At 73.4% G+C, this 21,637-nt stretch carries 19 protein-coding genes and 2 tRNA genes; 9 read left to right on the top strand and 12 right to left on the bottom strand.

Annotation, left to right across the window (positions count from 1 at the left end):
- Positions 1–602 precede the first annotated feature (602 nt).
- From ACFVUY_RS01535 to ACFVUY_RS01545, 3 genes are all read left to right on the top strand, one after another.
- The gene (locus ACFVUY_RS01535; RefSeq protein WP_387726650.1) at positions 603–2,186 is read left to right on the top strand and encodes a hypothetical protein; all 1,584 of its coding nucleotides are present in this window, start codon (positions 603–605) and stop codon (positions 2,184–2,186) included.
- Between the two features lie 228 nt (positions 2,187–2,414).
- On the top strand, positions 2,415–3,962 hold the full coding sequence (locus tag ACFVUY_RS01540) for a N,N-dimethylformamidase beta subunit family domain-containing protein (protein ID WP_387691361.1): 1,548 nt from the start codon (positions 2,415–2,417) through the stop codon (positions 3,960–3,962).
- A gap of 152 nt (positions 3,963–4,114) precedes the next feature.
- Entirely contained in the window at positions 4,115–5,014 is a 900-nt protein-coding gene (locus ACFVUY_RS01545; RefSeq protein ID WP_387691363.1) for a phosphoribosylaminoimidazolesuccinocarboxamide synthase, read from the top strand.
- Positions 5,015–5,041: 27 nt separating this feature from the next.
- Here ACFVUY_RS01545 and ACFVUY_RS01550 read toward each other — a convergent pair whose 3' ends face one another.
- The 7 genes from ACFVUY_RS01550 to ACFVUY_RS01580 form a co-directional block, all read right to left on the bottom strand.
- Positions 5,042–5,665, bottom strand: a complete 624-nt coding sequence (locus ACFVUY_RS01550; protein ID WP_387726653.1) for a response regulator — start codon at positions 5,663–5,665, stop codon at positions 5,042–5,044.
- A 17-nt stretch (positions 5,666–5,682) separates the two neighbouring features.
- Entirely contained in the window at positions 5,683–6,912 is a 1,230-nt protein-coding gene (locus ACFVUY_RS01555) for a sensor histidine kinase (RefSeq protein ID WP_387726656.1), read from the bottom strand.
- A gap of 97 nt (positions 6,913–7,009) precedes the next feature.
- Positions 7,010–7,840, bottom strand: a complete 831-nt coding sequence (locus tag ACFVUY_RS01560; protein ID WP_387691368.1) for an ABC transporter permease — start codon at positions 7,838–7,840, stop codon at positions 7,010–7,012.
- A complete protein-coding gene (locus tag ACFVUY_RS01565; protein ID WP_387691370.1) occupies positions 7,837–8,844 on the bottom strand; it encodes an ABC transporter ATP-binding protein in 1,008 nt (335 codons plus the stop codon). Before ACFVUY_RS01565 ends, ACFVUY_RS01560 begins: the two co-directional genes overlap by 4 nt.
- 187 nt (positions 8,845–9,031) lie before the next feature.
- A tRNA-Gly gene (locus ACFVUY_RS01570) sits at positions 9,032–9,104 on the bottom strand.
- Between the two features lie 39 nt (positions 9,105–9,143).
- Positions 9,144–9,216: transfer RNA gene (locus tag ACFVUY_RS01575), tRNA-Gly, on the bottom strand.
- A 143-nt stretch (positions 9,217–9,359) separates the two neighbouring features.
- Positions 9,360–9,677 (bottom strand): Lsr2 family protein, encoded by a 318-nt coding sequence (locus ACFVUY_RS01580; RefSeq protein WP_359897715.1) that lies wholly within the window; start codon positions 9,675–9,677, stop codon positions 9,360–9,362.
- A gap of 465 nt (positions 9,678–10,142) precedes the next feature.
- Here ACFVUY_RS01580 and purS point away from each other — a divergent pair, with 465 nt between their 5' ends.
- The 4 genes from purS (at position 10,143) to ACFVUY_RS01600 (ending at position 14,209) form a co-directional block, all read left to right on the top strand.
- Positions 10,143–10,397 carry a phosphoribosylformylglycinamidine synthase subunit PurS gene (gene purS / locus ACFVUY_RS01585; RefSeq protein ID WP_049654013.1) on the top strand — a complete coding sequence of 85 codons (255 nt, stop codon included), beginning with the start codon at positions 10,143–10,145 and terminating at the stop codon, positions 10,395–10,397.
- Positions 10,394–11,071 carry a phosphoribosylformylglycinamidine synthase subunit PurQ gene (purQ, locus tag ACFVUY_RS01590; protein WP_359897716.1) on the top strand — a complete coding sequence of 226 codons (678 nt, stop codon included), beginning with the start codon at positions 10,394–10,396 and terminating at the stop codon, positions 11,069–11,071. Before purS ends, purQ begins: the two co-directional genes overlap by 4 nt.
- Positions 11,071–13,326 carry a phosphoribosylformylglycinamidine synthase subunit PurL gene (gene purL, locus ACFVUY_RS01595; RefSeq protein ID WP_387726658.1) on the top strand — a complete coding sequence of 752 codons (2,256 nt, stop codon included), beginning with the start codon at positions 11,071–11,073 and terminating at the stop codon, positions 13,324–13,326. The genes purQ and purL overlap by 1 nt, the downstream gene beginning before the upstream one ends.
- A gap of 67 nt (positions 13,327–13,393) precedes the next feature.
- The gene (locus tag ACFVUY_RS01600) at positions 13,394–14,209 is read left to right on the top strand and encodes a sterol carrier family protein (RefSeq protein ID WP_387726660.1); all 816 of its coding nucleotides are present in this window, start codon (positions 13,394–13,396) and stop codon (positions 14,207–14,209) included.
- 37 nt (positions 14,210–14,246) lie between these two features.
- On the opposite strand, the gene ACFVUY_RS01605 is transcribed toward ACFVUY_RS01600, so the two are convergent.
- Entirely contained in the window at positions 14,247–15,038 is a 792-nt protein-coding gene (locus ACFVUY_RS01605) for a DUF3152 domain-containing protein (RefSeq protein ID WP_387726662.1), read from the bottom strand.
- 219 nt (positions 15,039–15,257) lie between these two features.
- On the opposite strand from ACFVUY_RS01605, the gene ACFVUY_RS01610 reads away from it, so the two are divergent.
- A complete protein-coding gene (locus tag ACFVUY_RS01610; protein ID WP_359897720.1) occupies positions 15,258–15,677 on the top strand; it encodes a DUF3151 domain-containing protein in 420 nt (139 codons plus the stop codon).
- Between the two features lie 114 nt (positions 15,678–15,791).
- Here the strand turns inward: ACFVUY_RS01610 and fbaA are convergent, their stop codons facing one another.
- Positions 15,792–16,814, bottom strand: a complete 1,023-nt coding sequence (gene fbaA, locus ACFVUY_RS01615) for a class II fructose-bisphosphate aldolase (protein ID WP_380541376.1) — start codon at positions 16,812–16,814, stop codon at positions 15,792–15,794.
- Positions 16,815–17,198: 384 nt separating this feature from the next.
- On the opposite strand from fbaA, the gene ACFVUY_RS01620 reads away from it, so the two are divergent.
- Positions 17,199–17,921 carry a DedA family protein gene (locus ACFVUY_RS01620; RefSeq protein ID WP_387691378.1) on the top strand — a complete coding sequence of 241 codons (723 nt, stop codon included), beginning with the start codon at positions 17,199–17,201 and terminating at the stop codon, positions 17,919–17,921.
- Positions 17,922–18,008: 87 nt separating this feature from the next.
- On the opposite strand, the gene pyrE is transcribed toward ACFVUY_RS01620, so the two are convergent.
- The 3 genes from pyrE to ACFVUY_RS01635 all read right to left on the bottom strand — a co-directional run bounded on the left by pyrE (position 18,009) and on the right by ACFVUY_RS01635 (position 21,484).
- Complete coding sequence (gene pyrE, locus ACFVUY_RS01625) at positions 18,009–18,545, bottom strand: orotate phosphoribosyltransferase (RefSeq protein WP_359897723.1); 537 nt, start codon at positions 18,543–18,545, stop codon at positions 18,009–18,011.
- Between the two features lie 44 nt (positions 18,546–18,589).
- Positions 18,590–19,615 carry a hypothetical protein gene (locus tag ACFVUY_RS01630; protein ID WP_387726664.1) on the bottom strand — a complete coding sequence of 342 codons (1,026 nt, stop codon included), beginning with the start codon at positions 19,613–19,615 and terminating at the stop codon, positions 18,590–18,592.
- A gap of 222 nt (positions 19,616–19,837) precedes the next feature.
- Positions 19,838–21,484 carry a polyamine aminopropyltransferase gene (locus tag ACFVUY_RS01635; protein ID WP_387726666.1) on the bottom strand — a complete coding sequence of 549 codons (1,647 nt, stop codon included), beginning with the start codon at positions 21,482–21,484 and terminating at the stop codon, positions 19,838–19,840.
- Between the last annotated feature and the right edge of the window lie 153 nt (positions 21,485–21,637).

Consider the following 21,637-nt stretch of genomic DNA (forward strand, 5'->3'; position numbering starts at 1 on the left):
TGCCACCGCGGTACGGGCGGCGGCCCGCGGCCGCCCGTACCAGCAGGGGCGAGCGGGATTCGAACATCTGCGCCCACCGGTCAACCCCATGGGCGCAGCGTTCCCGGCGTTTCGGGGCTGGAGCGGCCGCGGGGGCCGACGCACCGTTCGGCCGACGGATTCCAGCCCATCGGGTGACAGCACCCGCATCCGGCTGACGCAACCGGCCGCGCGGCCTTATGGTGCGCTGGATCGCGGTGCGCGGGGCCCGTGCGCCGGGGTCGCCGCCGGGTAGCGGTGCTCCCACGGGGGGATGCTGGACGGCGTCCGGCCGGTCGGTCGTCGGGGTGCTTCGCACCGGACCGGTCGCCGGCGTCCGGGCGGTGTCACCGGAACAACCGGGCGGCGTCACCGGAACAACCGGACGGTGTCACCGGGACGAGTGGAAACCGGGGTGATCCGGAACGCCCACCCGGACCGGGGCGTCGAAAATGTCAGTAGCGCCACGCAGCATGCACTACCGGGATCGGACGCCTCCGCTTCCCGGTCGGAACTGATCGTTTCGAGTCGGCTCAGGGCCCGAAGCCGGGCGCCCGAGGGCTCCGAAGGGGGTGCCGCACCGTATGGCCGCAATCGACATCGCGCGCGCTCACGCCCAGGTGGTGCTGCGGATCCGAGGCCTCGCCCGGGCCGCCGCCGCCCTGCCCGCCGCCGTGGCGGTGGTCCTGCTCGCCGGCCGGTTCACCGGCCGGATCGGCGCGCCCGGGGCCGCCGACGCCGCGGGCTGGGACGCCGCCCGCTGGGCGGTCTGCGCGGTCGCCGCGCTGACCCTGGCGGTGGCCGGGCTGACCGCCCGGGCCCTGCACCGGACCGTCCCGCCGCGCACCCCGGCCGTCCCGCTGGAGCGCGCCGAGGCCCCCGAGCTGTACCGGCTGATCGGCGAGCTGGCGGACCGGCTGGAGGTGCCCGCGCCCTCCGCCGTCGCCCTCACCCCGGACTGCGACAGCTGGCTGGAGGACGTCCCGCCGAGCCGGCGCACGGCTCCGGCCCGGCCCGGGCCCGGGGCGCCCGCCCCCGTCCTGGTGATCGGCTCGCCCTTCCTGTGGTGGATGCGGGCCGGCGAACTGCGCGCCCTGCTCGCCCCCGTGGTGGCCGGTACCGCCGCCTCCGCCGACCCGGAGATCGCCGCCGCCCGGCGCTTCCTGCGCAGCCTGGACGCCTGTCTGGACTCCGGCGCCGGCGCGGCCCCCGGTCTCGGCGGCGCCACCCTGGCCGCCCCGCCCCGGCCGCCCCGGCGCGGTCCGGCCGCGCTCGCCGACCGGATCGTCCGCAGGGTCGTGCGCCGCCTGCTCGGCGCCTGCCGGGGCCACTCCGCCGAGCTGGAGCGCTCGGTCGCGAGCTGGGCCTCCGAGCAGGCCAGGACGGTCGACTACGGACTGCGGATCGCCGCCCAGGAGCAGGTCGGCCTGGCCTACGCGGGCTGGGACCGGCTGCTCACCCGGGTCGCGCTGCCCGCCTGGCGGCTCGGCCGCCACCCGGCCCACCTCAACGCCGGCGTGGTCGCCGCGCTCACCGAGCTGTCCCGGCGCGACCGGCTGGCCGACGGCTACGGCAGCCGGCTCGGCGACCGCCCCGCCTGCGACTTGCTGGAGGAGCCCGGCACCGTCGACCGGGCGGTCTCCCGGCTCGCCGCCGACCTGTTCTTCGGCCGCCCGGCGGCCGGCGCCTGGCGCGAGCTGGAGTGGGCCGACTACCCGGCCGAGGTGGTGGACGCCGGCTGGCGGGCGGGCGCCGCCACCCTGCAGACGGCCCTGGACCGGCTCGCCCCGCAGTCCCGCCCCGGCGCCCCGACCCTCACCCGGCTGCTGGGCCGGCTCGCCGAGGGCGACGGAGAGCTGCTGGCCGCCGCGCTCGCCGCCCAGCTGGCCCGCACCACCGCCCCGGCCCCGCTGCTCGAACCCGACCGCAGCGGCCGTGACCTGCTGGTCGACCACGTCACCGCGATGGTCTGCTGCGCCGCCGTGGACACCGCCGGCGGCGCCCCCGGCCTGGACTGGCTGGACGGGCCGGTGCTGCTGCTCGGCGGGGTGCGCCGCACCGACCTGGCCGGTCCGGTCGCCCAGGCCGTCGAGCAGGGCCAGGACGGTCCGCTGCGCGCCTGGCTGGACGCCGCCGACGTCCGTCTTGAGAAACCCGTGCGCCTCTGACGTCCCGGGAGTCACAGGAGGGCGCTCGGCACCACCGCACGCGCCCCCAAAAGGGCCGGCCGCCGGGCGTCTTCGCAGGCCGGAGGCCCCTCCCGGGAGGCGCGCGAGATTCCCCGCACCAATCGCTACCGGAGGGTGACGCTGCGCCAGCAGTCTGTGGTGTATTAGACCGCACGCACATCCGGGGGGCACGTGCCAACCGGGCGGAAGTGCACCTGGGAGGGGCGCGTGGGGACCGAACTCAACCGCCGCTGGGAGTCGGGGACGCACGCCTACAGCGTCTCCGACCCCTTCGGCCAGGGCCCGCTGCCCTGGCTGCGCAGCCCGGACCAGTACCTGGCCGGGGCGGAGGGCGCCGTGCCCTGGTACGTCTCGGTGGGCGCGCCGGGCCAGCAGTCACTGACGGCCGGAGTCCGCAGGAAGCCGTCCGTCGGAACCCCGCAGGGCGCCAACGACGTGGACCAGCAGATCAAGGGCTTCGCCTCGGCCGGGGTGGTCCGCCCCGGCGGCTCGGTGGACTTCCGGGTCACCGTCAACCCGCCCCGCGAGTTCACCGTGAACATCTTCCGGATCGGCCACTACGGCGGCGACGGCGCCCGCCACATGACCTCCAGCCCGTCGATCGCCGGCCTCGCCCAGCCCGCCCCGCTGGTGGTCGACCGGACGGTCTCCTGCCACCACTGGTGGCACTCCTGGCGGCAGCAGATCCCGGCGCACTGGAAGCCCGGCGCCTACGTCGCCGTGCTGACCACCGCGGACATGCTGCACCGCAGCCACATCCCCTTCACCGTCCGGGACTTCGAGGACCGGACGCGCACCGCCGAACTGCTCCTGGTGCTCCCGGACGTGACCTGGCAGGCGTACAACCTCTTCCCCGAGGACGGCCGGACCGGCGCCAGCCTCTACCACGCCTGGGACGGCCGGGGCGGCCTGGTCGGCGAGCCGGAGGCGGCCGTCACCGTCTCCTTCGACCGCCCGCACGCCACCGCCGGACTGCCGCTGCACGTCGGCCACGCGTACGACTTCATCCGCTGGGCCGAGCGCTTCGGCTACGACCTCTCCTACGCCACCGCCACCGACCTGCACGCCGGCCTGGTGGACCCGTCCCGGCACCGGGCGCTGGTCTTCCCCGGCCACGACGAGTACTGGTCCGAGCCGATGCGCCGGGCCGCCGAGCGGGCCAGGGACGGCGGCACCTCGCTGGTGTTCCTCTCCGCCAACACCATGTACTGGCGGGTCGAGCTGACCGCTGCCGCCTCCGGCGAGCCCAACCGGCTGCTCAACTGCCGCAAGCGGCAGAAGGTCGGCGCCGGCAGCCCGGCCGCCGGGGCGCCCGGCGCGGCCAGCGCGCTGTGGCGGGACGCCGGGGAGCCCGAGCAGCACCTGCTCGGGGTGCAGTACTCGGGGCGGGTCGCCGCGCCCGTCCCGCTGGTCGCCCGGCACACCGCGCACTGGCTCTGGGACGGCACCGGCCTCCAGGAGGGCGACGAGCTGCCCGGGCTGGTCGCCGGCGAGGCCGACCGCTACTACCCCAAGGTGGCGCTGCCCGAGCACGTCGAGCGGGTGCTGCTGGCGCACTCGCCGTACCAGGACCCGGCCGGCCGCACCCGCTACCAGGAGACCTCGCTGTACCGCGCGCCCAGCGGCGCGTACGTCTTCGCGGCCGGCACCTTCGCCTGGTCGCCCGCGCTGGGGCGCCCGGGCCTGACCGACGAGCGCATCCAGCGGGCCACCGCCAACCTGCTGGACCGGCTCTGCAAGAACCAGCTGCACTGACCACGGTGGCCGAGAACCGGCGCGCGGCAGCCGAGAACCGGCGCGCGGTGGCCGGAGAACCGGCGTTCCGGCGGGCGTGAAAGACTGCGGGGGCAGTGACCTCCCCTTTCGCGGTGCCCCCGCCCGTGAACGACCCCTGAGGACTGAACACCTTGAGCGGATTTGTCACCAAGCCCGAGCCGGTCCAGGTACCCGGCCTGGTCCACCTGCACACCGGCAAGGTGCGCGACCTCTACCGCACCGGTTCGGGCGAGCTGGTCATGGTGGCCAGCGACCGGACGTCCGCCCACGACTGGGTGCTGCCGAACGAGATCCCGGACAAGGGCCGCATCCTCACCCAGCTGTCGCTGTGGTGGTTCGACCGGATCGCCGACATCGTTCCCAACCACGTGATCTCCACCGAGGTCCCGGCCGGCGCCCCGGCCGACTGGAAGGGCCGCACGCTGGTCTGCCGCAGCCTGGAGATGATCCCGGTCGAGGCGGTCGCCCGCGGCTACCTGGCCGGCTCCGGTCTGGCCGAGTACCAGGAGAGCCGCACGGTCTGCGGCATCGCGCTGCCCGAGGGCCTGGAGAACAGCTCCGAGCTGCCCGCCCCGATCTACACCCCCGCGCTCAAGGCCGAGGTCGGCGAGCACGACGAGAACGTCTCCTACGAGGAGACCGCCCGCCGGATCGGCGCCGAACTCGCCTCGCAGTTGCGCCGCACCACCCTGGACGTCTACGCCCGGGCCCGGGACATCGCCCGCGAGCGCGGCATCATCCTGGCCGACACCAAGTTCGAGTTCGGCCTGCTGGACGGCGAGTTGGTGATCGGCGACGAGGTGCTCACCCCGGACTCCTCCCGCTACTGGCCGGCCGACGAGTACGAGGCGGGCCGCTCGCAGTCGTCCTTCGACAAGCAGCTGATCCGCGACTGGCTGGTCTCCCCGGACTCCGGCTGGGACCGCTACAGCGAGCAGCCGCCGCCGGCGCTGCCGGCCGAGATCGTCGAGCTGACCCGCGCCAAGTACATCGACGTGTACGAGCGGCTGACCGGGACCACCTGGGCCTGACCCGCTCGACCGCCCGCGGGCACGGCCTCAGATCCAGCCGTGCTCGCGGGCGATCCGCACCGCCGCGTGGCGGTTCTCCGCGCCCAGCTTGGTGGCCGCCGAGGACAGGTAGTTGCGCACGGTGCCCTGGGAGAGCGAGGCCCGTTCGGCGATCTCGGCGATCGGGGTGCCGTCGGCGGCCAGCTCCAGGACGTCCGTCTCGCGCGGGGTCAGCGGGGTCTCGCCGGCGCTGATCGCGTCCGCCGCCAGCTCGGGGTCCACGTACCGGCCGCCGGAGCGCACGGTGCGGATGATGCCGGCCAGGTCCGCCGCCGAGACGGTCTTCGGCAGGAAGCCGCGCACCCCGACCTCCAGCGCCCGCTTCAGGTAGCCGGGGCGGCCGTGGCCGGTGACGATCATGCAGCGGCAGTCCGGCAGCGCCAGCCGCAGCTGGGTGGCCACCTCGATGCCGTCCTTGCCCGGCATCTGGAGGTCCAGCACCGCGACGTCCGGGCGGTGGGCCAGCGCCATGGCCACTGCCTCGGTGCCGGAGCCGGCCTGGGCGACCACCTCGATGTCCTCCTCCAGCGAGAGCAGCGCGGCCAGCGCGCCCCGGATCAGGTGCTCGTCGTCGGCGAGCAGGACGCGGACGGGCGCGGCGTTCTCGGTCATCGGGCGGTCTTTCTTCCTCAGCGGGGGAGCGGGACGGTGGCGAGCATCCGGAAGACGCCCGCCTCGGCGGTCGACACGGTCAGTTCGCCGTCGTGGGCGGCGAGCCGCTCGCGCAGTCCGCGCAGCCCGGTGCCGCTGCCCTGGGAGGGGAACGGGATGTCGGGCACCCCGTCATTCTCCAGCTCCAGTACGGCCCGTCCGTCCTCGGCCCGCAGCCGGATCAGGCAGCGGCCGGCCTCGCTGTGCCGCAGTACGTTGGTGGTGGCCTCGCGGATCACCCAGCCGAACACCGACTGGACCGGGCCCGGCAGCCGGTCGGCGTGCTCGCCGAGGTCGATCTCGCAGGAGACGTCGGCCGAGCGCAGCACCGCCCGGGCGCCGATCGCCTCGGCGTGCAGGTCGGCGGTGCGGTAGCCGCGGATGACGTCCCGGACCTCGCGCTGCGACTCCTGGGCGATCTTCTGCACCTCGGCCATCTGGTCGGCGGCCTCCTCGCGCCCCCGGCGGGCGAGCTGGACGGCGAGCTCGCTCTTCAGCGCGATGGTGGTGAGGTTGCGGCCCATCACGTCGTGGAGGTCGCGGGAGAAGCGCAGCCGCTCCTCGGCGACGGCCAGCCGGGACTGGGCCTCGCGGGCGGCGTCCAGCTCCCAGACGATCGAGGTCAGCCAGGCGAAGCTGCGGCAGCTGGGGCCGAGGAAGGCCATCGCGACGGTCAGTCCGGTCAGGTAGCCGGCGGTGCCGCCGGGGTCGATCCCGGCGAGTACCGCGGCCGGGTAGACGGCCAGCAGCATGCCCAGCCCGACGGCGGCGGCCCGGCGGGGAGCCAGCGCCACGCACACCGGGCCGTGGGCGAACAGCAGCAGGCTGCTGGTGACGAACAGGGTGAAGGGGAGGCCTCCCGGGCTTTCCGGTCCGCCGTCGGCGGGGCCGAACAGCAGGACGGTCCAGGAGCCCGTCACCGCGAGGCCGACCGAGAGGGCGAGCCAGAGCCGGGGGTCGGTGGGGCGGCCGAGGTAGTGGTCCATCGCGACGCGGTAGGTCCGCAGCAGGACCAGGGTGGTGGCGAGCCCGATCAGCACGGAGATCCGGATCACCGGGATGTTCCCGGCCTGACCGGCGGCGCTCCCGGCGCCGAGCAGGACGCCGGGGAGGACGAACAGCGCCATCAGGTAGAGCGACCAGCGCAGGTACAGCTCGGTGCGCTGGGGTTTGCTCAGGCTGCTCCAGTGCCGATGCGGCGACCGCATTCTCAATTCTTCCGCCCCCAGTTCGACCACGATCCTGCTTCCTGCCTTCATATCAGAGGCCGTACTGGGGGCGTTCCTTCGGATTACCGCTCGATGCTCAGCGGCGCGGCTCCCAGCGGAAGTAGCGCACCGCGCCCCAGACCGCCAGGCCCAGCCAGATCGCCCCGGTGACCAGGTGCGAGCCGGCGGCGCCCCAGGAGCCGGCGAAGCCGGTCGCGGCGGCCGAGCCGTCGGTGCCGAACCAGCCGACGCGGATCAGCTGGAAGGCCGGGGTGGTCGGCAGCAGGCGGCAGATGTCGGCCAGCTGCTTGGGCATGACCTCCAGCGGGATGAACAGCCCGGAGCCGAGCTGCATCACCAGCATGATCGGCAGGGTGGTGATGCCCGCGCTCTCCACGGTCCTGGTGAAGGCGCTGGACAGCGCGGCCAGGGCGATCATGGTGGCCAGCGCCAGGAGCAGGCCGACCAGCATCAGCACCGGGTTGACCGGTACGGCCAGGTGGAGGCCGAGGCTGCCGCCGATCCCGATCAGGGCGGCCATCATCAGGCCGAGCGCGACCGAGGGGACGGCCGTACCGAGCAGGATCTCGATGTCCCGGGCCTCGCCGGTGCGCAGCCGCTTGAGGACCAGCTCGCCGCGCCGTCCGACGTACGCGGCGGTCAGGTTGTAGTACACGACGAAGGCCAGGATCATCCCGACCGAGCCGTAGACCAGCAGCGAGTCGACGTCCAGTCCGGGGTTGGACTCGGCCTGCTGGGAGAGCACGCCCTTCAGGGTGAAGACCAGGAACAGCGGCAGCGCCAGGGCGGTGAACAGGGCCGTGCGGTTGCGCAGCAGCAGGGTGGCCTCGGCCCGGCCGAGGGCGAGCAGCCGGCGGGCGGCGGTGCTCTGCGGACCGGAGGCGGCGGTGGCGGCGGTGGTGGTCATCGGGCGGATCCGATCAGGCGGCGGCGGGCGGGGCGGTCGGCGGCGGGCGCCTGCGGGGGGTTCTGGTGGGCGGCCTCGGAGGCGATCGCGAGGAAGGCCTCCTCCAGCGAGGCGCTGCGGGCGTCCAGGGCGCCGAGCACGATCCCGTGGTGCCGGGCCCAGCCGAGCAGGTCGGTGAGGGTGTCCTGGAGCGCGAGGGTCTGCACGGTGACCTTGCGGCCGTCGAGCGCGAGTTCGGCCCCGGCCAGGACGGGCAGTGCGGCGCCGGTGAACTCGGGAAGCTCGAAGCCGATCCGGGCGGGCCGGTCGGCGATCACCTCGGCGACGGTGCCCGAGGTGACGACCCGGCCGCCGTGCATGATGGCCAGCCGGTCGGCGAGCTCCTCGGCCTCCTCCAGGTAGTGGGTGGTGAGCAGCACCGTGGTGCCCTGGGCGCGCAGCTCGCGGACCAGCTGCCAGACGGCGGCGCGCGCCTCGGGGTCGAGGCCGGTGCTGGGCTCGTCCAGGAAGAGCACCTCGGGGCGGCCGAGCAGGGCCATCGCGAGGTCCAGCCGGCGCTTCTCGCCGCCGGACAGCTGCTTGACCCGGACGTTCGCGCGGTGGCCGAGGCCGACCAGCTCCAGCGCCTCCGCCACCGGGCGGGCGCCGCTGGTCATCCCGGCCCAGACGCGGCCGGTCTCGGCGGCGGTGAGCTCGCCGGGGAAGCCGCCCTCCTGGAGCATGATGCCGATCCGCGGGCGGACGGCGGCGCGCTCCTTGTGGGGGTCCAGGCCGAGCACCCGGACGGTGCCGCCGGAGGGCGCGGCCAGGCCCTCGATGACCTCCATGGTGGAGGTCTTGCCGGCCCCGTTGGTGCCGAGCAGGGCGAACAGCTCGCCGCGGCGGACGGTCAGGTCGACGCCGCGCACGGCGTGGTACCCGGTGGTACCGCCGCCGTAGTGGCGGTGCAGGTCGGTGACCTCGATCACGTCTTCGCTGGGGCGGGGGGCCCGGCTCGTCTCCATGCCCCAAGCCTTCCGCCGACCGGGCCGCGCGGGCAGTGCGGGCCGTCATGACATCGCGGTGGGGATCCACGGGTCGGCGATGACAAATGTCATGGCCGATATCGCCGGCGCCCGGGGCACCGCCGTGCCGGGGGTGCGGGGAGGAATGCCGAAGGGCCCCCTCAAACGAGGGGGCCCTTCGTATCTGAGCGGACGACGAGATTCGAACTCGCGACCCTCACCTTGGCAAGGTGATGCTCTACCAACTGAGCCACGTCCGCAGGTCAAACTATTGAGTTGTGCTGTGCTCGCGCACTGCGAGCGGACGACGAGATTCGAACTCGCGACCCTCACCTTGGCAAGGTGATGCTCTACCAACTGAGCCACGTCCGCATGGTGCCTGGTGGGGCACCCGCCGCCTCTTCGGATCTCTCCGTTGCGGCGACGAGGAATACTCTACAGCATCGTTCGGGGTGGTCGCCCCACCCTTTCGGCCAGGGCGGGCGGGGCGACCGGGGAGCGGACTCCCGCGAGGCTCAGTTCGCCTCGGCGAACGCCTCGTACACGTGCTTGGGGATGCGGCCGCGGGCCGGCAGTTCCATCCCGCGGGACAGGGCCCAGGCGCGGACGGCGGCCGGGTCCGGGGTGAGGGCGGTGCGGCGGAAGGACTTTCCGGTGCGGCTCTGGCGGCGGCCGGCGGCGACGAACGGAGCGAGGGCCTCCCGCAGCTTTTCCGCGTTGTCCACGGACAGGTCGATCTCGTACGACTTCCCGTCGACGCCGAAGTGGACGGTTTCCGCGGCGGAGCCGCCGTCCAGGTCGTCGGAGAGCGTGACAACTACACGCTGTGCCATGGGTGTCAATCCTCTCGGGCAATTCGGCCGCCGGTCCGAGGGGGTACCGGGGCCTGATGTGCACCAACTCGCGCAAGCGCGTACGGGCGGGCCGGACGGCTCGCCTGATACGCAGCACTTGCCGCGACAGGTGGCCCTATTCTGCACCCGAAGGGGGCAGAAATCGAAGAGTCCGGCATTCTTTTCCGGATATTCACGTCTCTTCGCGGGACTCCTGGATACCGATGTGCGGGACGGGCGGTTCTGTCCCCAAGTGCCGTATTCGGGTGTTCTCCGGGCGGGGCCGTTCCGAGTGCCGATTCCACGGAAACCGGTCGGCCCGGGCGGCGGGTGAGGGGTCCGGATCCCTTGTGGCGTAAGGGTCTCGGGTCTACGCGCGTCGCTATCCCCGGCCAGCAATCCTGCCCGAAACCACCGGTAGTCTGGAGTTCCCCCGCCTCACCGAAGACACCACCGGGAGTGCCAGTGGCACGCGTCGTAGTCGACGTCATGCTCAAGCCGGAGATCCTCGACCCCCAGGGACAGGCGGTGCAGCGTGCACTGCCCCGCCTCGGATTCACCGGGATCGCCGACGTCCGCCAGGGCAAGCGTTTCGAGCTGGATGTGGAGGGCCCGGTCGACGACGCGGCGCTCGCCCGTATCCGCGAAGCCGCCGAGACCTTTCTCGCCAACACCGTGATCGAGGACTTCACCGTCCGGGTCGAGGAGGAGGGCAAGTGACCACCCGCGTCGGCGTCGTCACTTTCCCCGGCTCCCTCGACGACCGCGACGCCCAGCGGGCGGTCCGCCTCGCCGGCGCCGAGCCGGTCGCCCTGTGGCACCGTGACAAGGATCTCCACCAGGTCGACGCCGTCGTCCTGCCCGGCGGATTCAGTTACGGCGACTATCTGCGCTGCGGTGCGATCTCCCGCTTCTCGCCGGTGATGGAGACCGTCATCGAGCAGGCGAAGCTCGGAATGCCGGTGCTCGGTATCTGCAACGGCTTCCAGGTGCTCTGCGAATCGCACCTGCTGCCCGGGGCGCTCACCCGGAACGACTCGCTGCACTTCATCTGCCGCGACCAGAAGCTGAGCATCGAGAACGCCGGCACCGCCTGGACCCGGGATTACTCGGTCGGCCAGGAAATCGTCGTCCCGCTGAAGAACGGCGAGGGCCGCTTCGTCGCCGAGGAGCGGGTGCTGGACGAACTGGAGGCGGAGGGCCGGGTCGTCGCCCGTTACCTGGACGTCAACCCGAACGGTTCGTACCGCGACATCGCCGGCATCACCAACGCCGCCGGCAATGTCGTCGGCCTGATGCCGCACCCGGAGCACGCCGTGGAGCCGCTCACCGGCCCGACCACCGAGGGCCTGGGCTTCTTCACTTCCGTCCTGAAGCAGCTGGTGAACGCCTGATGAGCCTCGACACCGTCAAGAACGCCGAGCAGACCCCGGACGCAGCCCAGCCCTGGGCCGAGCTCGGCCTCAAGGAGGACGAGTACGCGCGCATCCGGGAGATCCTTGGCCGCCGCCCGACCGGCGCCGAACTCGCCATGTACTCGGTCATGTGGTCGGAGCACTGTTCGTACAAGAGCAGCAAGGTCCACCTGAAGCAGTTCGGCGAGAAGAAGCCGGATTCGGACGCGATGCTCGTCGGCATCGGCGAGAACGCCGGCGTCGTCGACGTCGGCCAGGGGTACGCGGTCACCTTCAAGGTCGAGTCGCACAACCACCCGTCGTACATCGAGCCCTACCAGGGCGCGGCCACCGGCATCGGCGGCATCGTGCGCGACATCCTGGCGATGGGCGCCCGCCCGGTCGCCGTGATGGACCCGCTGCGCTTCGGTGCGGCCGACCACCCGGACACCCGGCGCGTGCTGCCCGGGATCGTCGCGGGCATCGGCGGCTACGGCAACTGCCTGGGCCTGCCGAACATCGGCGGCGAGGTCGTCTTCGACTCCTGCTACCAGGGCAATCCGCTGGTCAACGCGCTGTGCGTGGGCGTCATGAAGCACGAGGACATCCACCTCGCGCAGGCCTCCGGCGCCGGCAACAAGGTCATCCTGTACGGCGCCCGCACCGGCGGCGACGGCATCGGCGGCGTCTCGGTGCTCGCCTCCGAGACCTTCGACGACAGCAAGCCGGCCAAGCGCCCGGCCGTCCAGGTCGGCGACCCGTTCCAGGAGAAGCTCCTGATCGAGTGCACCCTGGAGATCTTCCGGGAGAAGCTCGTCAAGGGCATCCAGGACCTCGGCGGCGCCGGCCTGTCCTGCGCCACCAGCGAGCTGGCCTCGGCCGGCTCCGGCGGCATGCGGATCGAGCTCGACACCGTGCACCTGCGCGACCACACGCTCTCGCCGGAGGAGATCCTCATGAGCGAGTCGCAGGAGCGCATGTGCGCGATCGTGGAGCCCGACAAGGTCGACCGCTTCCTGGAGATCTGCGAGAAGTGGGACGTCATCGCCAACGTCATCGGTGAGGTGACCGACGGCGAGCGCCTGGAGATCTTCTGGCACGGCGAGCTCGTGGTGGACGTCCCGCCGCGCACCGTCGCCCACGAGGGCCCGACCTACGAGCGCCCGTACGCCCGCCCGAGCTGGCAGGACGCGCTGCAGGCCGACGCCCCGACCGCCGAGCGGCTGGCCCGCCCGACCACCGGCGAAGGCCTCAAGGCCGACCTGCTGAAGGTCGCGAGCCACCCGAACCAGGCCTCCAAGTCCTGGATCACCGACCAGTACGACCGCTACGTGCTCGGCAACACCGTGCTCTCGCACGGCGAGGACTCGGGCATGATCCGGATCGACGACGAGACCAACCTCGGCGTCTCGGTCGCCACCGACGGCAACGGCCGCTTCGCCAAGCTGGACCCGTACACCGGCGCCCAGCTGGCCCTGGCCGAGGCGTACCGCAACGTCGCGGCCGGCGGTGCCAAGCCGCTCGCCGTCTCCGACTGCCTCAACTTCGGCTCCCCCGAGGACCCGGACGTGATGTGGCAGTTCGCCGAGGCCACCCGCGGCCTGGCCGACGCCTGCCTGGTGCTCGGCACCCCGGTCACCGGCGGAAACGTCTCGCTGTACAACCAGACCGGCGAGGTCGCCATCCACCCGACCCCGGTGGTCGCGGTGCTCGGCGTCATCGACGACGTCACCCGGCGCACCCCGCTGGCCTTCGCCGAGGAGGGGCAGCTGCTCTACCTGCTCGGCGACACGGCGGACGAGCTCGGCGGCTCGGCCTGGTCGCAGGCCGTCCACGACCACCTCGGCGGCCTGCCGCCCGCGGTGGACCTGGAGCGCGAGCGGCTGCTCGGCGAGATCCTGATCGCCGCCTCGCGCGACGGCATGATCGACGCCGCGCACGACCTGTCCGACGGCGGTCTCGGTCAGGCGCTGGTGGAGAGCTGCCTCAAGGGCGGCCACGGCGCGCGGATCGTTCTGCCCGAGGGCCAGGACCCGTTCGTCCTGCTGTTCTCGGAGTCGGCCGGCCGCGCCGTCGTGGCGGTGCCGCGCAGCGAGGAGCTCCGGTTCAACGACATGTGCACCGCGCGCGGCCTGCCGGCCACCCGGATCGGTGTCGTGGACGGCGAAAGCCTGGACGTCCAGGGCCAGTTCAGCGTCTCGCTGGCCGAGCTGAAGGACGCCCGCACCGGTGTCATCGAGGCCCTGCTGGCCTGACGCACGGTCGACGAGGGGCGGTTGGTTCTCTGGTGAACCACCCGCCCCTCGGCGTATGTTGACGCCCATGCCTGCCAAGTCCCGTACGTATCAGCCACAGAAGGTGAGCGCCGCGTTGACGGCGCAGAGCGAGGCGGTGCGCGTGGTCGTGCACCGGCTGACGGAGTCCGATCTGGAACGGCCGACCCGGCTCGGCGCCTGGAGGGTGCGGGAGCTGGTGACCCACCTGAGCCTGGCGCTGAGCCAGCTGTCCGTCGTGCTGGACCTGCCGGAGGTGGACGGGCCGGTGCTCCCGCTGGCCGACTACGCGGCGCTGGCCGGGACGATGGCCGGCTTCGTCGACGCCGCGACCACGGAGCACACGGCGGCCGGGTTCGCCGGCCCGCCCAAGGAGGTGGCCGCCGAGTTCGACCGGTCGCTCGACGCCGTGCTGGCCGTGCTCGACCGCCGGGCCGCGGCGGAACCGGAGCGGCGGGTGACCTTCCTGAGCGGTCATCCGATGCTCCTGAGCGACTACCTGGTGACCCGGCTGATCGAGGCCGTGGTGCACGCCGACGACCTGGCCGACGCGCTCGGCCTGGACGACTTCCCGCACGACCGCGAGGCCCTCGCCACCGTCTCCCGGATGCTGGCCGACGCCCTCGCCGGGCAGGTGCCCGGCGGCGCCGTCGAGCTGCGCGTCCCGCCGTTCGCGGTCGTCCAGGCGGTGCCGGGGCCGAAGCACACCCGGGGCACCCCGCCCAACGTGGTGGAGACCGATCCGCTGACCTGGATCCGGCTGGCCACCGGCCGGGCCGACTGGGCGGCGGCGGTGGAGGCGGCCGAGGTGTCCGCCTCGGGGGAGCGCAGCGACCTGCGGGAGTACCTGCCGGTGCTCTGTTAGGGCGTGGCTGACAGGACCCGCCCCCGCCGCCGCGGTTCTACGGGACGGACGGCCCGCCCACGTACGTGCCCTGCGCCGAGTACGGCCAGGCGTTGGGCGTGCAGCCCTTGAGGCCGTAGATCTGCTGCATCATCGCGGGGGCGGGCTTGCCCTCGCCCGGGCAGCCCTCGTGCCCGTGGCCGATCCGGTGGCCCACCTCGTGGTTGACGATCAGCGCCCGGTACTCCTCCAGCGGTCCGCTGAACTGCGGTGAACCGGTGTTCCAGCGCTTGGAGTTGACGAGCACCTGGTTGCCGACGTTGCAGTTGACCTCGCCGTGGGTGTCCAGCCCGGAGGCGCCGCAGATCCGGTCCACGGTGGCCGGCGAGGCGATCTTCACGGCGAAGTCGTACGGGCCGTCGGCGACCAGCTGGAAGCCGTTCTTGCGGTCGTTGGTCCAGCCTCGTTTGTCGCCGAGGATGGCGTGGATCTGCGTGGCGGCGGTCGGGGCGTCGATGCCGATGCCGTCCTCGACCTCGACCCGGTAGCGGCGCACGTTGCCGCGTCCGACCGGCTTGGCGGTGGCCGGGGCGACGGCGAAGGTGCCCGCGCCCTTGGTGGGGCCGGGGTCCGGCGCGGCGGGGGTGGGGGCGGGCGGCGGGGTGTCGGCCGGGGTGGGAGCCGGGGGCGGCGCCTGCTCCGCCGTCGGTGCCGCCGTGGTGGCCTGCTCGCCCGGTGGGGCGACCCTCGCCTGGGCGGTCGGGGCGGCAACCGGGGTGCCCGCTGGGCGGTACAGCATGATCGCCGCGGCCCCCAGGACCACTGCGGAGACCACGAATGCCGTGAGCATGCCAGGACCGGGTCCGCGTCGCGGCTTGCGGCGTCGGCGACCGCCCTTCCGGGGCGGTGCGGTGCGCCGGCCGACGGATCGGGCTGCGGACATGATCTTCACAGTGGCAGGCGAACGGGTGAATGTCCACACGCCTCGTCTGTGACTTCGGCGTCGCGGGACGGGCGCCCGCCGGGGACGGCGGTTGACCCCTGCGTCTCGGGTGGCAGACTTCAGGGCATGGCGATTCACAGGAACCTTCTCGACGGTCCCGAACCCACTCTCCTCCCGGAGGAGGAGCGGCCCTACCGGATGCTGGCGGAGGAGTCGGCCTCCCCCACCCAGGTGGCAGCCGAGTTCCCGGTCTTCTGCCTGGCCTGGGCCATGCTCGCCGACGACGCCTACGCGGCCGGCCGGTACGTCGAGTCGTACGCCTACGCCCGTACCGGCTACCACCGCGGCCTGGACGCGCTGCGGCGCAACGGATGGAAGGGCCACGGCCCGGTGCCGTGGGAGCACCGCGGCAACCGCGGCTTCCTGCGCTGCCTGGCGGCGCTCGCCCGGGCGGCCGGCGCGATCAAGGAGACCGAGGAGGAGACCCGCTGCTGGCAGTTCCTGAAGGACAGCAGCGCGGAGGCGTACGCGGAGCTCAAGCAGTAGACACCCCCGGACAGACGGGTGCCCCCGGCGGTCTCCGCCGGGGGCACCCGTCTGTCACGTCACGCCCGGGGCGCGGGGCTCACGCGGCCGTGGGCCCCGCCTCGGGCGCGGGACTCACTTCAGGCGCTTGCCCGCCGAACGCAGCTGCTCGGCGGCCTCGACCACGCGGGCGGCCATGCCGGCCTCGGCCAGCTTGCCCCAGGTGCGCGGGTCGTAGGTGTTCTTCTTGCCGACCTCGCCGTCGACCTTCAGCACGCCGTCGTAGTTGGCGAACATGTGGCCGGCCACCGGGCGGGTGAAGGCGTACTGGGTGTCGGTGTCCAGGTTCATCTTCACGACGCCGTTCTCCAGCGCGGTGGCGATCTCCTCGGCGCTCGAGCCCGAGCCGCCGTGGAAGACGAAGTCGAACGGGTCGGTCTTGCCGTACTGCTTGCCGATCGCGTCCTGGAGCTCGCGCAGCAGCTCCGGCTTCAGCACGACGTTGCCCGGCTTGTACACGCCGTGCACGTTGCCGAAGGAGGCGGCCAGCAGGTAGCGGCCCTTCTCGCCCAGGCCCAGCGCCTCGGCGGTGCGCACGGCGTCGTTGACGGTGGTGTACAGCTCGTCGTTGATCTCGTGGGTGACGCCGTCCTCCTCGCCGCCGGTCGGGGTGATCTCGACCTCAAGGATGATCTTGGCGGCGGCGGCCTGGGCCAGCAGCTCCTGGGCGATGCCCAGGTTGTCGGAGAGGGTCTCGGCCGAGCCGTCCCACATGTGCGACTGGAACAGCGGGTTCTCGCCCCGGGCCACGCGCTCGGCGGAGACCGCCAGCAGCGGGCGGACGTAGCCGTCCAGCTTGTCCTTCGGGCAGTGGTCGGTGTGCAGCGCGACGGTGACGTCGTACTTGGCGGCGACGATGTGCGCGAACTCGGCGAGCGCGACGGCGCCGGTCACCATGTCCTTGTTGTGCTGGCCGCCCAGGAACTCCGCGCCACCGGTCGAGATCTGGATGATGCCGTCGCTCTCGGCCTCGGCGAAACCACGCAGTGCGGCGTGCAGCGTCTGCGACGACGTGACGTTGATGGCCGGGTAGGCGAACTTGCCCGCCTTGGCCCGGTCCAGCATCTCGTTGTAGACCTCGGGAGTTGCGATGGGCATGCGATCCGCTCCTGTCGGGTTGCGGCGTACGGACGGTGCTGTCCGACGCTGTGTACGCCTTCGTGACGACTCCGTGCCGGCCCGCCGACGCGCGGCGTTGCGGTGTGGCTCTCCGGCACGTTCGCGGCGACCTGCGCGGTACGGCCATGAGGGTGGTGTGCCACCGCGGACCGGACGCCTGTGCCATCTTCCCAGACTCGTGCCCGCGGGTCAGCAGGAGCCCGCCATGCGGAACGTCGCACGACACGGGCGCACGGCGGCCGCGGGCGGCTCCGGCGGGCGGCCGGGGGGCGTCCCCCGCCGGGCGCCGTCGGCACGGTGCGCCCGCGTCGTGGGCACGGTGCGCCCGCGTGGTCGGCACGGTGCGCCCGCTATCCTGCGCCCGTGGACTACAACCAGCTGGCCGTCAACCTGCTTGACGCCAAATCCCTGATCTCGTCCCTCGGCGCCATCGGGCTGATCGCGATCATCTTCGCGGAGACCGGCCTGCTGGTCGGCTTCTTCTTCCCGGGCGACTCGCTGCTGATCCTCGCGGGTGTCGCCGCCTCGAACGCGGCCTCCTCGGTGCTCGGCGACGGTGCCAAGCTGCCGATCGCCGTGCTGCTGATCGGCTGCCCGATCGCGGCGATCGCCGGCGCCCAGCTCGGGCACCTGATCGGCGCCAAGGTCGGGCCGAAGATGTTCGACAAGCCCGATTCGAAGATCTTCCGACGCGACTACGTGGTGAAGGCGGAGGAGTACTTCAACAAGTTCGGCTCCGGCAAGGCCGTGGTGCTGGCCCGCTTCATGCCGATCATCCGCACCTTCCTGAACCCGGTCGCCGGCACCCTGGAGATGCCCGCCCGGACCTTCTTCCTCTGGAACGTGATCGGCGGCGTGCTGTGGACCGAGTCCATGCTGCTGATCGGCTACTTCTTCGGCGACGCGCTCGCCCCGGTGATCGACAAGTACCTGATCCCGGCGGTGCTGCTGATCGTCCTGCTGTCGATCTCGCCGATCCTGGTCGAGATCATGCGCGAGCGGAAGAAGAAGCGGGCCGGTGTCGTGGCCGAGGTCGACGACGAGAGCCAGGTCCAGGCCGGCGGCGGCCGGCACCGGCGGGGCTGAGCGCCCGGAACTCCGGACACGGCGAGGGCCGGTGCTGTTTCACGTGAAACAGCACCGGCCCTCAGTCGTTCGTCGTACCGGACGGGATCAGAGACCCAGGTCGTCCAGGGTGTAGGCGGTCACGTACTCCAGGCCCTGGGCCTCCACGGCGGCCGCGCCGCCGCGCTCCACGATCACCGCGACGCCGACCACCTCGGCGCCCGCCTCGCGCAGCGCCTCCACGGCGGTCAGCACCGAGCCGCCGGTGGTGGAGGTGTCCTCGACGGCCAGCACCCGGCGGCCCTTGACCTCCGGGCCCTCGATCCGGCGCTGGAGGCCGTGCGCCTTGCCCGTCTTGCGGACCACGAAGGCGTCCAGCTGCTGCCCGCGCGCGGCGGCGGCGTGCAGCATCGAGGCGGCCACCGGGTCGGCACCCAGGGTCAGGCCGCCGACGGCGTCGTAGTCCAGGTGCGAGGTCGCGTCCAGCATCACCCGGCCGACCAGCGGGGCGGCCACGCCGTCCAGCGTGATCCGGCGCAGGTCGACGTAGTAGTCGGCCTCCTTGCCGGAGGAGAGGGTGACCTTGCCGTGCACGACGGCCTTGTCCTTGATCTGTGCCAGCAGGGCGTCGCGGTCGTTGCTCATGAGCGTTCAGTCTAGGCCCTGACGGTTCCCGCGGCGCTCCGGGCTCAGCGCCGGCGCAGCGCCCTGACCAGCACCACGGCGCCACCCAGCAGGGCCACCGAGCCGCCGATCACCCACGGCACCGCGCTGCGGCCGCCGGTGCCCGGTACCACGATCCCGCCGGCCTCGCCGCCCCAGCGGGACGCCGCCCGGGCCCGCGCGCTGCGGGCGGGCAGCGCCGGGGCGTACGGGCCGCGCGGCGGGGCGTGGTCCACCTCCTCGGCGGACCGGCCGACGATGCTGCGGCGCACCGGGCCGCTGAGCACCGGCTCCTCCTCGTACGCGAAGAGCGGCTCGGCGGGGATCTCCTCGGCGACGCCGTCCTGCTCGGCGGAGCCGTCCGCGGCCCCGTCCTCGACGTCGTCCTCCTCGTCCTCGTCCTCGTCGTCGGCGGAGCCGGTGGGCAGGCCGAAGCGCTCGGCGTCGGCGTCGGAGAAGGCGATCAGGTCGGAGAGGTCGTCGTCCAGGTCGTCGCCGGGCTGGTCCTGGCGGTCCTCGATGAAGACCACACCGGCGTCGGCCCCGGCGTTCCCGGACCTGTCCTGCTCGGCGTCCTCCTCCTGGTCCTGGTCCTGCGGCTGCTCGCCCTCCGGGGCGACCAGCGCGGCGGCGAACCGGTCCAGCAGGCGGCGGCCGGTCGCGTCGAGGGTCTCCTCGTCGAACTCGGTCAGCCGGCCGGTGGCGCTCAGGTCGCCGGTGAAGCGGATCACCGCGGTGCCGTCCTCGGCGCCGTCCGCGACGCTGACCCGGACGGTGGCGGTCACCTCACCGGTGCCCCGGGCCTCCTCGCCCTCGGCGAGCACGGTCAGCACGCCCTCCCGGCCCCCGATCAGCGACAGCACGCCCTTGTACGTGATCGTGGAGCCGCCGATCCGCAGCTTCAGCCGGCCGCCGATCTCCTCGGCCGCACCGGCGCCGACCGCGGCCGGCTCGGTGCTCAGCCCCGGCACACTCCGCGCCAGCAGCGCCGGATCCTGCAAGGCCTGCCGGACCGGCTCGGCGGACAACGGGACGAGAACCTCATGCTCCATGTCACGGAGCCTACCGACTGGGCCGCGCCCGGTCCCTACCCACCACCACCGGATTTTCCCCGCCCCACCTGTTCCCTTGGCCGTCGCACCATCGCCGCGGCCGCCCGCACGGTCGCCCGCACGGCCGCCCGCACGGGCACCCGCCCCGGCCCGCCACGGGCGCGGGCCGGGGCTTCCGAGAAGAGGGTTCCCCAGGGTGGCCTCGGCGGGGGCCGGGCGGCCTCAGCGGGGACCGAGGAGGGTGAGGGCCGCCGGGGGGTGGGCCGGGCGGAGGGCGGTGAGGCGGGCGGTGGTGGCGTGGAGGACGTCGGGGGTGAGGGCGCGGGGCGACGGGGCGTCGGGGGCGAGGGTGAGCGGGGGCCGGGTGGCGGCGGCGAGGAGGAAGTTCTGGGGGTCGTCCGGCGGGCCGGGGCGGCAGGCGGCGGTGGCGCTGCCCGGGACGGCGTACGGGGCGGTCTGCAGGCCCGTCGTCCGCAGACCGGACTCGATCTGCCAGAGGCCGTCCAGGTCGTTCCCGGCGCGGACGGCGATCCGGCCGCCGGGGGAGAGCAGCCGTGCGGCGAGGCCGTAGAACTCCTGGGAGTGGAACTTGACCGGCCCGCCGTCGGCCGGTGCCGGGAGGTCGGCGAGCACCACGTCGTACGGTCCGTCCCCGCCGGGGGCGCCGGCGCCGCGCAGCCAGGCCAGCGGGTCGGCCGCGGTGGTGCGGACCCGGGGGTCGTCCAGCGAGCGGCCGCCGAGGGCGGCGAGCCCGGGGTCGGTGCGGGCGAGCCGGGGGAGGGCGGGGTCGGCGTCGACCAGCCGGACGGTGCGCACGCCCCGGTGCCGCAGCACCTCCCGCAGGGCGAGCCCGTCGCCGCCGCCGAGCAGCAGGACGCGGGCGTCCGGGCCGGCCGCCATGGCGGGGTGGACCAGGCCCTCGCTGCTCCGGTACTCGTCCGGTCCGCAGACCGCGAGCCGGCCGTCCAGGTAGAGCCGCAGGGGGCCCTCGGCGGGGCCGGTGAGCACGATCTCCTGGGACCGGCTGCGGGTGGCGTAGCGGACCTGGTCGCCGTACAGGGCGTGCCGGGCGGCGCGCTCGACGGCGTCGGAGCCGGCCGCGGCCGTCGCGAGCAGGGCGAGGACCAGCAGGCAGCCGCCCCAGAGCAGCCGTCGGATCCGGGGGGCGGGTTCCTCGCGGAACAGCCAGAGCACCACGGCCGCCCCGGCGACGGCGTTGACGGCGCCGGTGAGCAGGGCGCCGTCGCCCGGTCCGAGGGCGGGCAGGATCAGGAACGGGAAGGCGAGGCCGCCGATCAGCGCGCCCACGTAGTCGGCGGCGAACAGGTCCGCGACGGCGCGTCCGGCGTCCTCGCGCCGGATCCGTTGGATGAGGGTCATCAGCAGGGGGATCTCGGCGCCGATCAGGATGCCGATCAGGCAGGTGAGGCCGACCATGGCGGCCTGGTAGCGGCCGATCCAGGCCCAGCAGGAGTAGAGCGCGAGGACGGAGAGTCCGCCGGTGAGCGCGAGCGCGCACTCGACGAGGGCGAAGGCGGTGGCGGGCCGGCTGGTGAACCGTTTGGCGAGCAGTGAGCCGAGGCCCATCGCGAACACCATGACGGAGAGCACGACGGAGGTTTGGGTGACCGTGTCCCCGAGCAGGTAGTCGCCGAGCGCCACGAGTTCGAGCTCGTAGACGAGTCCGCAGGCCGCGCAGACGAACGCGGCCAGCAGGACGGTCAGGCGGGCGAGCCGGGGGCTGGAGCGCAGCCGGGACCGACGGCGGGCGGGCGGGAGTGGGGCGAGGCCTCGCCCGGGCCGGGGTGGGGCGCCGTCGTCGAGGTCCACTCGCGGGCGTGCGGGCGGACCGGTCGGATGGTTGATCACGAACAAACGCTAGGGGACGTGCGGGACGGATGGATGCGCCCATCCGACGGACAGTGGGCGACGTCGGATTGACGAACCGTTCCTGCGTACGATTCGTAGGCCTGGGTCGGGCGGCCTACGGCCGGATCGGTGTTCCGGTCCGGACTTCCGGCG

It is taken from the genome of Kitasatospora sp. NPDC058063 (assembly GCF_042885395.1).
Taxonomy (GTDB): domain Bacteria; phylum Actinomycetota; class Actinomycetes; order Streptomycetales; family Streptomycetaceae; genus Kitasatospora; species Kitasatospora lactacystinica.

Bases quoted from the DNA above. Each gene is read 5' to 3' on its own strand.
- ACFVUY_RS01565 (WP_387691370.1), bottom strand. From the start codon at position 8,844: ATGGAGACGAGCCGGGCCCCCCGCCCCAGCGAAGACGTGATCGAGGTC.
- ACFVUY_RS01610 (WP_359897720.1), top strand. From the start codon at position 15,258: ATGGCGATTCACAGGAACCTTCTCGACGGTCCCGAACCCACTCTCCTC.
- ACFVUY_RS01605 (WP_387726662.1), bottom strand. From the start codon at position 15,038: ATGCTCACGGCATTCGTGGTCTCCGCAGTGGTCCTGGGGGCCGCGGCG.
- ACFVUY_RS01550 (WP_387726653.1), bottom strand. From the start codon at position 5,665: ATGACCGAGAACGCCGCGCCCGTCCGCGTCCTGCTCGCCGACGACGAG.
- purL (WP_387726658.1), top strand. From the start codon at position 11,071: ATGAGCCTCGACACCGTCAAGAACGCCGAGCAGACCCCGGACGCAGCC.
- ACFVUY_RS01600 (WP_387726660.1), top strand. From the start codon at position 13,394: ATGCCTGCCAAGTCCCGTACGTATCAGCCACAGAAGGTGAGCGCCGCG.
- fbaA (WP_380541376.1), bottom strand. From the start codon at position 16,814: ATGCCCATCGCAACTCCCGAGGTCTACAACGAGATGCTGGACCGGGCC.
- ACFVUY_RS01535 (WP_387726650.1), top strand. From the start codon at position 603: ATGGCCGCAATCGACATCGCGCGCGCTCACGCCCAGGTGGTGCTGCGG.
- pyrE (WP_359897723.1), bottom strand. From the start codon at position 18,545: ATGAGCAACGACCGCGACGCCCTGCTGGCACAGATCAAGGACAAGGCC.
- ACFVUY_RS01560 (WP_387691368.1), bottom strand. From the start codon at position 7,840: ATGACCACCACCGCCGCCACCGCCGCCTCCGGTCCGCAGAGCACCGCC.
- ACFVUY_RS01580 (WP_359897715.1), bottom strand. From the start codon at position 9,677: ATGGCACAGCGTGTAGTTGTCACGCTCTCCGACGACCTGGACGGCGGC.
- ACFVUY_RS01555 (WP_387726656.1), bottom strand. From the start codon at position 6,912: ATGCGGTCGCCGCATCGGCACTGGAGCAGCCTGAGCAAACCCCAGCGC.
- ACFVUY_RS01630 (WP_387726664.1), bottom strand. From the start codon at position 19,615: ATGGAGCATGAGGTTCTCGTCCCGTTGTCCGCCGAGCCGGTCCGGCAG.